This is a genomic window from Singulisphaera chitinilytica (genome assembly GCF_049331405.1).
Lineage (GTDB): Bacteria > Planctomycetota > Planctomycetia > Isosphaerales > Isosphaeraceae > PoT.
The window spans coordinates 5,241,798-5,257,132 of sequence record NZ_CP186274.1 but is presented as its reverse complement, the minus strand read 5'-3'; the positions used below and the strand labels follow the sequence as shown (position 1 = coordinate 5,257,132).

At 65.3% G+C, this 15,335-nt stretch carries 9 protein-coding genes; 2 read left to right on the top strand and 7 right to left on the bottom strand.

Annotation, left to right across the window (positions count from 1 at the left end; all coding sequences use genetic code 11):
- Positions 1-78: 78 nt before the first annotated feature.
- From ACOYYX_RS20940 to ACOYYX_RS20925, 4 genes are all read right to left on the bottom strand, one after another.
- Complete coding sequence (locus ACOYYX_RS20940; protein WP_422923363.1) at positions 79-648, bottom strand: hypothetical protein; 570 nt, start codon at positions 646-648, stop codon at positions 79-81.
- 4 nt (positions 649-652) lie between these two features.
- Entirely contained in the window at positions 653-1,642 is a 990-nt protein-coding gene (locus ACOYYX_RS20935; protein ID WP_422923361.1) for a hypothetical protein, read from the bottom strand.
- 116 nt (positions 1,643-1,758) lie between these two features.
- On the bottom strand, positions 1,759-2,349 hold the full coding sequence (locus tag ACOYYX_RS20930; protein WP_422923359.1) for a hypothetical protein: 591 nt from the start codon (positions 2,347-2,349) through the stop codon (positions 1,759-1,761).
- A 190-nt stretch (positions 2,350-2,539) separates the two neighbouring features.
- Positions 2,540-2,713: a hypothetical protein gene (locus ACOYYX_RS20925; RefSeq protein ID WP_422923357.1), complete on the bottom strand. Its 174-nt coding sequence runs from the start codon at positions 2,711-2,713 to the stop codon at positions 2,540-2,542.
- A 53-nt stretch (positions 2,714-2,766) separates the two neighbouring features.
- Here ACOYYX_RS20925 and ACOYYX_RS20920 point away from each other — a divergent pair.
- A protein-coding gene (locus ACOYYX_RS20920) for an IS3 family transposase (protein ID WP_422923355.1) occupies positions 2,767-3,890 on the top strand; the annotation gives its coding sequence in 2 pieces (ribosomal slippage) (positions 2,767-3,022 and positions 3,022-3,890; 1,125 coding nt in all).
- A 37-nt stretch (positions 3,891-3,927) separates the two neighbouring features.
- Positions 3,928-4,656 carry an IS5 family transposase gene (locus tag ACOYYX_RS20915; protein ID WP_422923354.1) on the top strand — a complete coding sequence of 243 codons (729 nt, stop codon included), beginning with the start codon at positions 3,928-3,930 and terminating at the stop codon, positions 4,654-4,656.
- Positions 4,657-5,007: 351 nt separating this feature from the next.
- Here the strand turns inward: ACOYYX_RS20915 and ACOYYX_RS20910 are convergent, their stop codons facing one another.
- From ACOYYX_RS20910 to ACOYYX_RS20900, 3 genes are all read right to left on the bottom strand, one after another.
- On the bottom strand, positions 5,008-5,910 hold the full coding sequence (locus tag ACOYYX_RS20910; protein WP_422923352.1) for a hypothetical protein: 903 nt from the start codon (positions 5,908-5,910) through the stop codon (positions 5,008-5,010).
- Positions 5,911-5,987: 77 nt separating this feature from the next.
- Positions 5,988-7,010 carry a hypothetical protein gene (locus tag ACOYYX_RS20905; RefSeq protein ID WP_422923350.1) on the bottom strand — a complete coding sequence of 341 codons (1,023 nt, stop codon included), beginning with the start codon at positions 7,008-7,010 and terminating at the stop codon, positions 5,988-5,990.
- Positions 7,011-7,167: 157 nt separating this feature from the next.
- On the bottom strand, positions 7,168-15,222 hold the full coding sequence (locus ACOYYX_RS20900; RefSeq protein ID WP_422923348.1) for a fibronectin type III domain-containing protein: 8,055 nt from the start codon (positions 15,220-15,222) through the stop codon (positions 7,168-7,170).
- Positions 15,223-15,335 lie beyond the last annotated feature (113 nt).

The following is a 15,335-nucleotide window of genomic DNA, read 5'->3' as shown; positions in this document are numbered from 1 at the left end:
GAGTTGTCCGGTGGGGATCGTTACGCTCAGGCTCTGGTCCTGCGCCGTCTGCCCGTCGGTGATCGTGGTGGCGATGCCTTACGGCACACCCGCCGAGCCGCCGATCGTATTGATGAAGCCCTGGATCCAGCTCGAGAGGGTCGTGGGGGCGCTGGCCCCCCCGGATCCCGTCAGGACGGAAAATGCGTTCTGGCGGAGCAGATTTGCGTTGTAGAGAAACTCGTAGACCGCGTCTTGCGCCGTGTCGGCCCCCTGGACGGGGAACGGCTCGCCCTGGCCCGGGGGCGAGGGCGGGCTGGTCCCGTACGCGTCTTGGTAGGCATCGTCCAGTGAAGATTGGATCGAGCTGACGCCCGTCGGCGCCGCGATCGTCGCGCCGATAATGTTGGCGAAGCCACCCAGGAGGCCGCTGTTGGAGACGAGATTGGCGTAGGCTTCGCTCCGTTGCAGGGCCCAGGCCGCCCCGGCCTGCCCCGAAGGGACCGGGAAATAGGTCACGTCGGACCAGAGCGGCCAGTAGTTGGCGGCCAGGTCGCCGGCACGACTCCCGCTCAACGTATTGAGCCCCGGCAGGTCCGGGTCGGAGTATGCCCAGGCGTAGTCCTCGCCGAACTCCCCTTGCTGTTGATAGCTGGTCAGCAGCGCCATCAGATTAATTGAGCGGGCCGGGCAGGAGGGAGAAATTGACCTCAGCATCGCCTGCATTCTCCGGTGCCCAGGTCAGCCTCACGTTGTAGGTGCCGTCGCGTGAAGCCTGGACAAAGGTGGAATTGCCGGGGGTGATCTCCTGGGAACTGACCGATCCCAGGTCGTCGACGACCTGGATGCTCAGTTTGCCCTTGAAGGAGTCGGGCACCGAAATCCCCAACTGATCGCCCGCGTCCAGGCCGAATTTGTAGGAGGCGGTCTCGTTGGCAGCTGCGGTGACCGTGGGGGATGACAGGGGGATCATCACTTCGATCCCCCAGTCGCGGGCCCCGGGCAGTCGTATCGCGTCCAGGAAGGGGTCAGTCGGGATGGTCGTCGCGACGGGCACCAGGGGCGTGCCGATCGTCGGGCCCTGGGCCACGCCGGACCGGCCCGGGGCCTGGTTCGGCCAGGCGTCATCGGAAGGGGCCTGGTCGAAGTTGAAGTACGCTGCCAGGTCGGTGCCGAGCGTCACATCACCGGAGATCGGGGCCGTCATCGCCCGCTGCACCTCGACCTGGGTCAACGCGTTGGTCCAGGCCGCGACCTCATCGACGGTCCCGATGAAGCCCTGGGGGTAGTTGATCTCGGGATAGGCATCGGAGGTCGGCTCGGGCATCGTCGCGCCCCCGACCGCGAAGCCGCTCGGGCCGCTCGCCGTGATCCCGCCGGCGAGCGTCGGCGTGAACGAATAGGATGAGCCAACGGAGGGGGAGATCTCACCCTGGAGCAGGCCGTCGAGGTAGAGGGCCTGGGTCTCCCCGGTGACGACGAAGGCGACCTGATGCCAGGTGTTGTCCACCACACCGCCCTGGCTGACGATCGGGTTCGCGGCCCCGACCTGGGCCTGCCCCGCCTTGGTGGTGCCGCCGACCTGGCCGGCGGCCGGGGTCCAGTTCAGGACCGTGTCACCCTCGTTGATCGCCAACGAGGTCTGGTCGAACAGCCCCGCCACGAGGTTGCCCGACGAGTTGATGTAGATGAGCGGGGCCCGGGTCGTGGACCCGCCGACGTCCAGCGTCTCCGACAGCAGGGCTCCGGGGGACTTCGTCTGGAACCAGGCCTGGAATGTCAGGCCCCCGGACAGGGCCGTTGACCAGTCGTTGATGGCGGTTGTCGGGAGTTGCAGCGTTGGCTGGGGGCGTCGCCGGCCATGATGGCGTCGTAGCAGACCTGCAGGAAGACGGCGGCCTGGCCCCAGGGCGAATCCAGGGGGACACCTACGATAGCCCCCGAGGCCGCCCCGACTCTTGCGGTGAGCGTGCCGTAGGCCGCCGGATCCGTCACCGGGTCGGGGACGAGCATCTGCTTGTTGACCGAGAAATACGAATCGATCGGAGCGCCGACGCTGAATTTCGACGGTGTGGGCGATGGTGTGGGTGTCGGGGCGGGCGTGGGCGTTGGTGTGGGCGTAGGAGGGATCGGCAAATGGGCCCGGCGCTCCACGTCCTGTCGCGATAGCGGGCTTGCCAGGAATCGCGCCATCACGCGGAGGAAGCCCTCGGGCGCGGCGATCGCACGGGGTGCGGCCTGCAGCAGGGATGCCGGATATGACCCCTGCTGCAAGGCCTGCGAGGCCAGGTGCGACGTCCACACCTGATTGAAGACCTGGCTCCGTTCCAGCCTCGTCAGCAGTAGGTGTCTCTGAGACTCGGTCTGCACGGGCAGATGAGCCAGCGTGATCGGGAGCGGATTCCCAGCGAGCAGGTCCCGTTGCAGTGCGGCCTTATACGGAATCTTCTGGATCAGAAGCGTTACAATAGAGGGGTGATCTACGATTGGAGGGTATCACCATGGCCCGACCGCGTCTGCCGATCGCCCCTCACCTGACTCACGACGAGATCTCCCTCCGCTATCGCGCCTGCCGCTCGGGGTTGGAGAAGACCCACTGGCAGGTCCTCTGGCTCCTGACCGGGCCCGACTCCCCCACGCCGGAGCGCGTCGCAGGCGTCGTCGGCCTCTCGCCCGGCTGGGTCCGGAAGGTCCTCAAGCGCTGGAATGACCTGCTCCCCGAAAACTGGACCATCGCATGTGAGACTTCGTATGCGATGAGGCTCTTATCAGAGGGAGCCTTGAGAGATGAAGAAATCGAAGTTCACGACCGAGCAGATCGTCTTCGCCCTGAAGCAGGCCGAGGCCGGCCTGGGCGTCGACGAGACCTGTCGCAAGCTCGGCATCAGCCAGGCGACCTTCTTCCGCTGGAAGGCCAAGTACGGCGAGTTGGGCACTCCCGAGGTCCGGCGGCTACGCCAGCTCGAGGAGGAGAACCAGAAGCTCAAGCAACTGGTCGCCGACCTCAGCCTCGACAAGAAGATGCTCCAGGACGTCTTGGCAAAAAAAGCCTGACCCCGCCGCAGCGCCGGGCGATCGTAGCGGACCTGACGGTCCGCTACGGCGTCGGCGTGCGGCGGGCCTGCGAGGCGACCGGACTCCCGCGGTCGACCCACCACTACCGCCCCCGGCGCGAATCGCAGGAGCCGCTTCGCATGCGGCTCCGCGAGCCGGCGACCAGTCGGGTCCGATACGGCTACCGCCGGCTCCATGTCCTGCTCCGCCGCGAGGGCCGGGCGATCAACCTGAAACGAGTCTATCGCCTCTATAGCCTGGAGCGACTGACCTTGCGGCGGAAGAATCCCCGGAGGCGGGTGAGCTCTCGCCATCGCGACGACCGCCCCTGTGTCGAGGCCGCCGACCAGGCCCGGGCGATGGACTTCATGAGCGATGCACTCGCAGACGGGCGCAAGCTCCGCGTCCTGACCTTGATCGATCTGTTCACCCGCGAGAGCCTGGCGATCCGTGTAGGTATCCGGTTCACCTCGGGACAGGTCGCCGAAGTCCTGGCCGAGGTCGCCCTCGGCCGCGGCGCACCGCGGGAGCTGAGGGTAGACAACGGCCCGGAGTTCACCGGGCGGATGCTCGACCTGTGGGCTCACCTCAACGGGGTGACGCTGGATTTCAGCCGCCCGGGCAAGCCCAACGACAACGGCTTCATCGAGTCGTTCAACGGCAGGGTACGGGATGAGTGCCTCAACCAGAGCTACTTTCTTAGCCTGGAGGACGCGCGGGAGAAGCTAGAATCATGGCGGGTCGAGTACAATGAGCATCGCCCGCACAGCGCCTTGGGCTACCTGGCCCCCAAGGAGTTCGCGTCATCCCCGGCCGGGAAGCAGAGGACCTCGTCCGACCGAAAGACTCGCATTTAGCCGGTCCAAGTTCGGGGAGCGGCTCACAAGGGCGGGAATGACTCTCATACCAGATGGACCAATCCACGGGGAGCAGGTCAACCTCTTCCCTCCGCCCGCTCGGACGGGTCGCCCCAGGCGCGATCGCCGCGAGATCGTCGATGGCATCCTCTGGATCCTCCGGACCGGCGCCCCTTGGCGCGACCTCCCCGAGGAGCTCGGCCCCTGGGCAACCGCCTGGGACCTCTTCGACACCTGGAATCGCGACGGGACGCTCGACGCGATCCTCACGCGATTGAGGGCGGCGGTCATCGACGCGGGCCTGGTCGATCGCGAGTTGTGGTGCGTCGACGGGACGGTGGTCCGTGCCTCCAGATGTGCCGGCGGGGGCGGGAAGCCCGACGACCCCGAGGAGCCGGCGGATCACGCCCTGGGCCGCTCCCGCGGGGGCTTCTCGACCAAGATCGAGCTGCTGTGCGACGGCCATAGCCACCCCCTGGACTTCCACCTGATGCCCGGGCAGGCGCACGAGGCGACGGGCCTGGTCCCGCTGCTGGAGGGGGCCGAGGAGCGGCTCGTCGACGGCGGGGGCAAGGCGATCGCGTGGCCGGTCGCCCTGGCCGGAGACAAGGGATTCCGGGCCGACTGGATCGACGAATACTTGCTGGAGATGGGGATCACGCCCGTGATCCCATCGAAGGAGAATGAGGACCGCATGGCCCGGGCCATCGGGTTCGACCGCGAGGCGTACCGGAGGCGAAGTATCGTGGAATGCCTGATCGGCTAGCTGAAGGAATACCGTCGGATTTGCACACGATTCGAGAAGACGGCCAAGAACTTCGGCGGCATGATCAAGATGGCGTTCATCCAACGCTATCTACGCCTGTGCCCTTAAGAACGGTTTTCCGACATACCCTAGTGCATTGGATCCTCAATCCCAGGGGTTGGACGTCAACGGGATCGCGAATGACAGGCTTTCCGGCCCGAGTCTGAACCCGTCATAGGACACACGATACATGTCCCGCTCCCGGTTTTCGTGCGAGTCGTCTTCGTCAGGCGTCGGATCCGGGAATCTGAGGATGTCGGGATCGTCGACAATTCAAGGCAGTATCCGGAATCGGTGACCACCAGCTCGCCGCTATACGTACGCCAGGGCGCATACCATTCGTTGCCCAATCTCTCTTGCCAGAGGAAGGCGGGCACCCACCTCGGCGCATTCGCAGAAGGCGAGCCGTCGAGCACGGCCCCCCGCAGCCTCAGACAGCCCTCCTGCGACCCCGACTTGCCAACCCCCTGCGATCGGCCTGAGCGAGGGGCGAATCGCGTCGTACCCCTCCCTCTTTTCGACATAGATCGAGAAATCGGCGCTATCGATCCTCCGGAGCACCTGGTAGACGATCCGTTCGCCCGCCTCCACCGCGGCATCCGCGTTGGGAAAGCCTTGGATGCCGATCCCCAGCGGATTCGCCCCGCGGAGGTCCGCGAGGATCGGGATCGCCTGCCAACCCTGGTCGACGGAGAGGAACAAGTCGCTACCGTCCCACGCAACCTGGATCACGCGATCGAGGCCGATGAGCTTGAGGATCCGCAACAGTAGCTCGCGGCGGTAAACCAGGTCGGAATTCCCGGGGGACTTGCCCGCGACCTCGAACTGACAGTACGGATAGTTCTCCCCGGTTTGCTCCATCTGCCAGCCGTACGAGAGGCGGAAATCGAAAGGGCCCGATCCCTCGTTCTCAGTACCGTAGAGAGTCAAGAACATCCTCGACCGGCCGCGCTGATGGCTACGAATGGCCTCCAGGAAGGGCTCACGATCGGAACGCTCGGCGCCGAACGCTTGCGTCAGATCCACGGATTGCAATTCATTAAAGGCCTCGAGGTCGTCGAGGGTGTCTCGGAGTAGACTAAAAGCCTCGATGATCATCGCCTCGTGACAGATGATCGCCCCTTGGCGGAGCCGCTTCACCAGCGCCTTCAACAGGGGCGTGAGCCGCCGGTCGCCGAGTGGTTCGGATCGGATCCTGGAAATGGTGCCGATCATGATCCCATCCCCAACCCGCCTTTCGGAGTGACCTTCGGATCCCGGTCTTCATGTCAAGGCTTAGTGTTGACATGTGATCATTTCAGGGGGGTGAATGCCAGCCCTTTGATCTCGCCGGCATAGTCCAGCAGGCGGTCCATTCCGCCGCGGTTCGTCGCCAGCTCGAGGCAGCATCCGGAATCGATCGCCACCAATTCGCCGCTGTAAACGGTCCACGGCGAGTGCCATTCCGAACCTTCCTTTTCCTCCCAGACGAACGCGGGGACTCTGGCCGGTGGCCGACTCGTCGGCGTGCCGGCCAGGACGGCCCCGGCGGCCTCGGAGAGTGCCCCACCGACTCGGAGTTGCCACCCCCCGGCGATGGCGCTGAGGGGGCGGAGCCTCGTCTCGTAGTCATCTCCTTCGGCATAGGCGGAGAACTCGCAGTCGTCGACTCGCCGGAGCACCTGCCCGATGATGCGCTCTCCCGCGTCGACCGCCGCCTCGACGGTGGAGAAACCGCGAACGCTGATCCCGATCGGGTTAGCTCCGTCGAGATGGGCCTTGATGGGGACGGCCTGCCAACCGTTCGCGGCCGAGGCGCGCAGGTTGCCTCCGTCCCAAGCGATGGAGATGGAATCCGCCAGGCCGATGAGGCCGATGATGCGTCGGAAGAGGTCGCGTCGGTAGCCGAGATCGGCGACACCGGGCGAGTTACCCGCGACCTCGAACTTGCAGTGCGGGAAATTATCGCCCTTCTGATCCATTTGCCATCCATACGAGAGGGAGAAGTCGAACGGCCCGGATTCCTCGGATTCGGTGCCATAGAGCCTCAGGAACATCCTCGACCGGCCTGGGCCGTGGCCCAGGATCGCTCCAAGGTAGGGTTCACGGTCCGATCGGCCGGGGCCGACAGGGCGATTGACGACGACGGATCGCACCATTGAGAACGCGTCGAGTGGGTCGAGGTGATCGCGGAGCAGGGTGAAAGCTTCCAGGGTCATCGCCTGGTGGAAAGAAACCACCCCCCGGCCGAGCCGCTTGACCAACCCCGGGGTCATGTCCTTGATTTGTCGGTCGCCCAATGACTCCGACCTGAGCTTGGCAAAATACGATCCCATTTTGCGAAATCCGTATGCGACGGGGAATGGCTCGGTTGGTTCTTAGACGATCGTGATCATCCCCCAACACGGGGTCTTGGGGCGGGAGCGCCGGGCGACGCCAAGCCTGGCTCGATCAGCAAAGGGTACCAGGCTTGGCCGGCCGCGTCGCCCCTACCTAGACTCCGGGGGAGAAAAGGATCGCACCATCGCCGAGCTTATCCTCAATGACCTTAGTGATCCGGCTATCGATGCTGGCCGGGTCGCTACCCGTGATGTATCGAATCGTGGCCCCTCCCATCTCATCGGCCTGGGCTTGGGCTTTCAAGATCCAATTCTCGGCCGCGATGGGGCTTTGGCGGATCTCGCCGGCTTTGCGGTCGGCGAAGGTGACGAAAGCGTCCTTCGACCGCTTGGCCTGCCAGAAGATCCGCTCCCCGGTGACGGTGTTGACCGTGACGACGTCGATGTCGGTGCTGGTCACCTTGGTGCCGTTGATCGTCCGCGCCGGGACGTAGAGTTGAAGGCTTTCCACCTTGAGGTTCGGGGTCTTGCTGAGCTTGGCGGCGCTCTGAAGTTCGTAGAGCCGCCCGAGTTTGGCCTGGTAGCCGAAGCCTTGCTTGCTCGCAGGCCACTTGCTCACGTCCACGGTCAACTGGTTCATGACTTTCTGGAACCCGTTCACCTCGCTGATGGAGGCGAGGTCCTCGAGCATCTGCTTCATCGGCCACCGGCCTTGCAGGCCATTGGGCAGATCCTTGAGGACGTTCTTGAGCACGCCCGCGTCGATCTTGCCCTTCTTGATGATGAGGGCCATGTTCTTGAGCGCGGGGCCGAGCTCATCGGTGGCCTCGGCGGCGAGATTGGCGATCGCCTTGGAGGTCCCGTCGGGCAGTTCGGTGAGGGTGTCCAGGAGCTTGCGGGCGTCCTTGACCGAGAGGGCGAGGTCGGGGTCCTTGAGCAGATTGTCGAAGGCATCCCACAGCTTGTAGCCGTTTTCGCCGAGGTAATCGTTGAACTTCCAGACCCGGTTGTACATGGCCTTGGAAGTGATGAGATCCCCGGCGACCTTGATGCGGGTGCCGCTGGCGAGATTCTTGAGCAAGTCGAGGAGCGACTCGGCGGCGCTCTTGCCGGCGCTCAGGGCCGACGGTGAGAGCAGGAACGTCATCAGCGGGGCCCCGCCGCCCAGGCCGGACCCGAGCGGCGCGGCCGCCTCATCGCCCGGCTCGCCGTAAGTGGTGTCGACGTCGATCCCGTCGCCGCCGAGGGGCACGTCGCCGAACGGGTCGGTCCCCTCGGGCTGGGGGATCTCCGGGCGGCTCAACCCTTCGATGGCGATGTCGCGAACGACCTCCATCAGGATGCCGCCCAGCGGCGCGACCCCGAGTGCCGCCACCAGGGCCCTCGCCGTCGAGATCAGGCCGTCGGGGACCTCACCGGCCAGCGGCAGCAGCTCGGTCAGCAGGCCGAGCGACGAAAGCGTCAGCTCGTAGTAGTTGACCGGCTTGTCCGAGAAACCGGCCATCCGCCAGAGGTTCTTGACGATCGAGCCGGCATCGCCGACGGCCAACATCCCCCCCGCGAAGTTGGCCGCGATCCCGGCGGTCGTCTCCGGGTCCGTCAAGCCGAGGAAGCCGAAGACCGTGTCGTAGATCAGCGTGTAGGCATACGGCTCGGTCGGCTTGTCGGAGATGGCATAGACCCATTCCGTGCGGGTGTCGAGCGGGGTGGTCGAGACGGGATAGTTGTACCGCTGGATGAGAACGGGGATCGCCCGGGGCAGCCCGTTGGTCGAGACGGGGGTGCCGTCAATGTACGTGGCGCTCGTGCTGACCACCTTGATCGTGTGGCGGCCGGAGGAACCCATGATAAACGTGCCGAACAACGACCAGTCACTCTGGAGCTCCGCGACCTCGGCGTCGCGCGGGTTCAGGAACGACACCGTGTACGTGAAGCCCGGGGCGCCGACGACCTCGAACTGACCTTCGGTCACCGTGGGGGGGCGGTATTGGGCGTAGGTCAGCGTCGTCGTGGGGGGGAGCGTCGTGCCCGGCAGCGGGTTCGCGATGCCGGGAAGCTGGTAGGTCGGCGCCGGGCCGGAACCCTTGGTATGGATGATGGAACGGCTGAAGTCGACCGAGAACTCGGCGTCGCTGGGGCGGACGACGTTGATCTGGCCGCTGATCGTGCTGTTCCCGCAGCTCACGAGGACCTGCATCTTGCCGGGCGCGTCGTAGGCCGTCGTCGGGACGGTGACCGCGGCCGATCCGTCGCCGCCGACGGTCGCCTCGGCCGTCTTCCCGTTGCTGAACAGGAAGTAAACCTTGGCGCCCGCCGCGGCATTGGTCTGGACCGAGACCGTCGGGGCCTGCCCGCTACCGAGTACCAACGGCCCCGAGGACGTCATCGTCAAGGTGACCGCATTGAGCCCGATCTGGATCGTGGCCTCGGCATCGCCGCACTGAATCAGGATGACTTGCTCGGGGGCTTCGGCGCTCTTGGTGCCGGCGACGATCTCGATCTCGGCCCGGCCGTTGACGGTCAGGTTCTGCTTCTGGGCTTCTTCGCTTGCCTTGTCCTTGATATTGGAGCTCGTGAAGATGAAGTCGACGGGAGTCCCGTCGGCGACCAGGTTGCCGTGGGCGTCCTTCACGGTGACGGATAGGGTGCGTGTGCTGACCCCGTCGGCGACGACGTTCGACGGGGCCTGGACCCCCTCGAAAACCGCGGCCTTGCCCGGGATGACCGTCGCGATGTCCGTGCCGACCTTGTATCCCATCACGTCGATCACGACGCGGTACTTATCACCGGCATGCCGCGAGGTCACGCCCATGTAGGCCGCCGCGCCGCCCTCGTTCATCGTGACGGACTTTTGGGACGCGTTCGTCCAACCGGTCGCACCCTCGGCCTGGCTCTTGAGCTGGAAGTTCGCCGGTCCGTCCTCCAGGAACCGGTCGGGATCGAACGCCTCTCCCCCGTCGGTCTCGAGGAACGGCCCGGCCACGATGACCGGGACGACCTTCGGGTCATCGGCGCTAATGTCGTCGATGGTGGTGTAGGGTTGGAGGATCGTCACGCGGACGGTGTCCGACCCGGCCGGCTTCCAGTTGTCCTTGGCGTCCTTATAAGACAGCATGACCTTGATTGCCTGGTCTGCCGCCTGTCGAGAGGCGAAGAGGCCTTCGACGTAGAGCGTGATGGTGCGGTCCGTGTCCGAGAAGTTCAGCTTGGCGAGGTCTTCCTCGCCTTCGTAGTCCTCGCCCGGTCTGATGAAGTCGCCATTCGAGAGGGCCGAATCCCCGAGGCGGACCTTGGAACCGTCCTTCGTCCAGAGCCGCAGCGCCGCGTTTTCCGAGAGGGCGTCCTTGGCCATGCCCGGCGCGGCCGCGTTGTACTTGAACGACAGCTTGAAGCGCTCGAGATCGAAATCGTCGGGGAGTTGAAGCTTGACCGGCGTGAATCGCTCGTCGTCACTGACCTCCGCGTTGGGGCCGTAGCCGTCGAGTAGGTCGGCGACTCCGTCGCCGTCCGTGTCGTCGACGTTGGCCAGGATGACCTTGCCCGGCTTCACCTGGTCGGGGCCGAGCCCCTGGTTTTTCGGATTCTCAGCGTCGTCCTCATCGTCGGAACGGTCCGGATCGCTGGTCTTGTCGTTATTGTCCGAGTCGATATCGAGGTCAGGCCCGGCGATGAAGCTGAAGTCGTCCCAGAGCAACCCGGCCGGGTCCGTGATGTTGACGATCTCGATCCGCGTGACCTTGTGGTAGGCGGTCAAGTCGATGTGTTCGGGGGTGCTAACCGTCGCCGTCCCGTTCAGCGGGACAGTCGCCGACAGCGTCCCTTTCTCATAGACGCGGACCTGGGCGATGGCCCCACTGGCGTCGTCCCGAAGCAGGGTGAACCTGAGCTTCTCGACGGGGATCGAGAAATCGACGTAGAGCGGATGGATGTACGGGTTGCCGACCCCGTCGCCGTTGGGAGGGGGAGTCGGGGCACCCAGGGAGTTAGGCGCGGAAGCGTCGGTCGTGGCCAGGACCTGGTTCGGAAACGCGGGATCGCCCGAGAACTTCACGTATGGATACTGATTGGTCACGACGGTCCCGGCAGTGAGGTCGTCGAAGTCGATCGTGATCCGCTCCGTCACCTCCACGGTGGTCGAGCCGGAAACTCCCTCCTCGCTCGACAGGCTCATCATGGAGGAATTCCGCAAGAGCGGCGCGCCGCCCTCGGTCACATTGGCCACGATGGAGGCCATCTCGCTCTCGCCCGCGATCTCGTCGGGGGCGGTGTAGAGCCCGTTGAGATCGATTGCGCCGGGGCTACCCGGCGTGAGGGACCAGGTGACGGAAACCGGGTCGATGAATGGCAGGCCGAACTGGTCGAGGATCTCGGCGGTGAATTGCTGCGTCGCACCGGGCTGGACGATGACCTTGGCATTAGGGCTGGTGGAGGCGGTCGCCTTGACCTTCACGGTGGTGATCGCCTGGTTCACCGTGACGGCCACGTCGCTGGCCACCGACTCCGTCCCGTTGATGATGGTCACGCGGAAGAGATAGCTTCCGGCCGCCGCGAACGTCACCGTGGTGTTCTTCGCGAAGTTCGTGTTGTTACCGGCAAAGATTGGGGCCGGCACCCCGTCCGGCACGGTGATGGCGGACCACAGGTAACGCAGCCTGGCCTCCCCTCCCTGCACGTTGCCCAGCACACTCAGGGCGGCCGTCTTGCCCGTGACGATCCCGGGGTTGGCCGCGGCCGGGGTCACGACGGTCGGCGTATAGTAGAGGGTCGTGGCGCTGCCGATGGTGCTATACGGAGAGCCACCGTTCGCATTGGTGGCCCGCACGCGGTACCACCAGGGCGTCCCCTGCGTGAGCCCGGTATCCGAGTACGCGGTAGCGCCGGCCCCGGGCGTCGCGACCTGGGTCCAGCCGCTCGTTCCGTTCGCACTCCGCTCCACCACGTAACCGGTCGCGCCCACCGAGGGGGACCACGAGACATCGAGCTGCGTCAGCGAAGCCGGCACCACCACGAGGTTCAATGGTGCATTCGGCCACGCGCCCGTCGTCGCAGAAACGACGACCGGGGCCGAGTTGCCGACGCCGTTATAAGCCATGATCCGGAAGTAATAGGTCGTCGAGGCGAGGAACGCACCCGGGGCCGCAAACGCGGTGACGTTCGCCCCCGTCGTTGCGATCTGGGTCCAAGGTCCGTCGGGGCTCGACGACAGTTCGATCTTCGTGCCCGTCTCCCCGTTCGATCGGTCGACCCAGTTCAAGTTGATCAGCGTCGCCGAGACCGGTGTTGCCGAGAGCCCGCTCGGAGCGGCAGGGAGGGTCAAGTTCGTGACGGAAACGCTCGGGGCCGAGTCGCCCACGGCATTCGTTGCGATAACCCGGTAATAGTATCGCGTGGCCTCCGTCAGTCCGGAATCGGTGAAGCTCGTCACCCCCGCCGACACCGTCCCTGCCGTTGTCCAAGTGCTGCCACCGTTGGTGCTCCGCTCGATCCGATAACTGTCTTCGCCCGCCACGTCCGCCCACGTCAGACTCATGCTCGTGTCGGATTGGGGGGTGGCCGTGCCGATAGCCGGCATGTTGGGGAACGCCGGCGTGGTCACGCTCGCGGTCGCCGAGTAGACGGAGGTGCCGTAGGAGAGGCTATAGGCGCGGACGCGGAAGTAGTATGTGGTGGAGCCGTTGTAGGGTCCTGGGGCCGCAAACGTCGTCGCATTGGCGGCGACCGAGCCGAGCTGCTGCCATCCCGTCGCGCCGTCGAGCGAACGCTCGATGTAGTAGCCGGCCTCGGCGGCGGACCGGTCCGTCCAGCTCACGTCGATCCGGCTCGGGGAGATCGCCGCGGCTGAGACGTTGGCGGGAGCCGTCGGTAACGTGGCGACGGTGCGCGTGGCACTTGGGGCCGAGTCGCCCACGGCATTCGTTGCGAAGAGCCTGTACGAGTATGAACGCGCCTCGGTCAGCCCATTGTCAGTGAAGTTAGTGACGCCTGCGCCGACGGTCCCCGCGGTGGTCCAGGTGGTCCCGCCATTGGAGCTGCGCTCGATGCGATAGCCGTCCTCGTTGGCGAGATCGGTCCAGGTGAGGTTGACGGCGGTATCCGACTGCGACACGACGGTGCCCAGCGTCGGGACGTTGGGGAATGCCGGCGTTGTGACGCTGGCGGTCGCCGAATAGGAGGAATAGCCGCCGGTATTGGCGTAGGCGCGGACGCGGAAGTAGTATGTGGTGGAGCCGTTGTAGGGTCCTGGGGCCGCAAACGTCGTCGCATTGGCGGCGACCGAGCCGAGCTGCTGCCATCCCGTCGCACCGTCGAGCGAACGCTCGATGTAGTAGCCGGCCTCGGCGGCGGACCGGTCCGTCCAGCTCACGTCGATCCGGCTGCCCGACACCACCGTGGCCGAGAGGTCGCTTGGCGCGGTTGGCAGGGTGGCGACGGTGCGCGTGGCACTCGGTATCGAGTCACCGGCAGCATTGACCGCCAAGAGTCTGTACGAGTACGAACTCCCCTCGGTCAATCCATTGTCAGTGAAGTTAGTGACGCCTGCGCCGACGGTCCCCGCGGTGGTCCAGGTGGTCCCGCCATTGGAGCTGCGCTCGATGCGATAGCCGTCCTCGTTGGCGATGTCGGTCCAGGTGAGATTGACGGTGACATCGGAGGTCGCCACGACGGTGCCCAGCGTTGGCGTGTTGGGGAACGCCGGTGTCGTCACGGTGGCGGTTGATGAGTAGGTGGAGTAGCCGGCTGTTGTGTTATACGCACGGACGCGGAAATAGTAGGCCGTTGAGGGGTTGAACGGTCCGGACACGGAGAACGCGGTCGTGTTCAAGGTAACCGAGCCGAGCTGCTGCCATCCCGCCGTGCCGTCGAGCGAACGCTCGATGGAGTAATTCAATTCGGCCGACGATTGGTCGGTCCAGTTCACCTCGATTCGGGTGGGAGAAACGAACGTCGCTGACACCCCTGTGGGGGTGGCCAGGGGAATCAGGACGATGGCCGTATTACTGTTGGGTGACGCGGCCACGCCGTTGTACGCACGCACTCGATAGTCATAACGTGTACCATCGTTGGCAGTGGTATCGCTATAGGAAGTGGCATCAGCGCCGGCCGTGCCAATTTGAGTCCAGACGTTCGCTCCGTTCGTGCTTCGCTCGATGATGAAACCGGTCTCGCGCAGCGTGTCGGACCACGAGAGGTCGACCTGGTGCGAGGAGATGATGGCTGCCGCAAGGTTCGCAGGGGTCGTCGGTGACGAGTCGGTGATGACGGCTGTCGCCACGCTGAGGTTTCCGAGGGCGTATGCCGAGTTGGACGAGAGGGCCAGCACGATGGTCTCGTCGGGCTCGGCGACGGTGTCGGCCACCGGCGTCACGGCCATCGTCACGCTGGCCTGGCCGGCGGGTATGGTGACGCTGTACGTCCCGAAGCTGCTTGTCAACCCGGTGTAGTCGCCCGTCGAGGCCGTACCGATCAGCGTGTAATAGACTGTTAGTGCGGAAGAGGTCGGTCCCGTCCGGGAGACGATAAAGACAGCGGGATCCTGTCCGGCCTCGGCAGCATTGCTATCGGTGGCTACGATGGTGACGGCTTGCACGGCGGCGGCGGTGGCCGCGGTATCCTCGGCGATTACGACGGTAGCCGACGACGCGTTGCCCAAGACGTAGGCCGAGTTGGAAGAGAGCGCGAGAATTAAGGTCTCGTCGGGCTCGGCGACGGTGTCGGCCACCGGCGTCACGGCCATCGTCACGCTGGCCTGGCCGGCGGGTATGGTGACGCTGTACGTCCCGAAGCTGCTTGTCAACCCGGTGTAGTCGGTCGCCGAGGCGTTGCCCGTGACCGTGTAATAGACCACCAGCGCCGAAGCCGTCGGACCGGTGCGCGTGACCGTGAAAGTCCCGGTGTTCGGTCCGGCCTCGGCAGCATTGCTATCGGTGGCTACGATGGTGACGGCTTGCACGGCGGCGGCGGTGGCCGCGGTATCCTCGGCGATCACGACGGTAGCCGACGACGCGTTGCCCAAGACGTAGGCCGAGTTGGAAGAGAGCGCGAGAATTAAGGTCTCGTCGGGCTCGGCGACGGTGTCGGCCACCGGCGTCACGGCCATCGTCACGCTGGCCTGGCCGGCGGGTATGGTGACGCTGTACGTCCCGAAGCTGCTTGTCAACCCGGTGTAGTCGGTCGCCGAGGCGTTGCCCGTGACCGTGTAATAGACCACCAGCCGCCGAAGCCGTCGGACCGGTGCGCGTGACCGTGAAAGTCCCGGTGTTCGGTCCGGCCTCGGCAGCATTGCTATCGGTGGCTACGATGGTGACGGCTTGCACGGCGGCG

Coding starts and splice junctions, on each gene's coding strand:
- ACOYYX_RS20915 (WP_422923354.1), top strand. CDS start 3,928: ATGACTCTCATACCAGATGGACCAATCCACGGGGAGCAGGTCAACCTC.
- ACOYYX_RS20925 (WP_422923357.1), bottom strand. CDS start 2,713: ATGGTCCAGTTTTCGGGGAGCAGGTCATTCCAGCGCTTGAGGACCTTC.
- ACOYYX_RS20905 (WP_422923350.1), bottom strand. CDS start 7,010: ATGGGATCGTATTTTGCCAAGCTCAGGTCGGAGTCATTGGGCGACCGA.
- ACOYYX_RS20940 (WP_422923363.1), bottom strand. CDS start 648: ATGGCGCTGCTGACCAGCTATCAACAGCAAGGGGAGTTCGGCGAGGAC.
- ACOYYX_RS20910 (WP_422923352.1), bottom strand. CDS start 5,910: ATGATCGGCACCATTTCCAGGATCCGATCCGAACCACTCGGCGACCGG.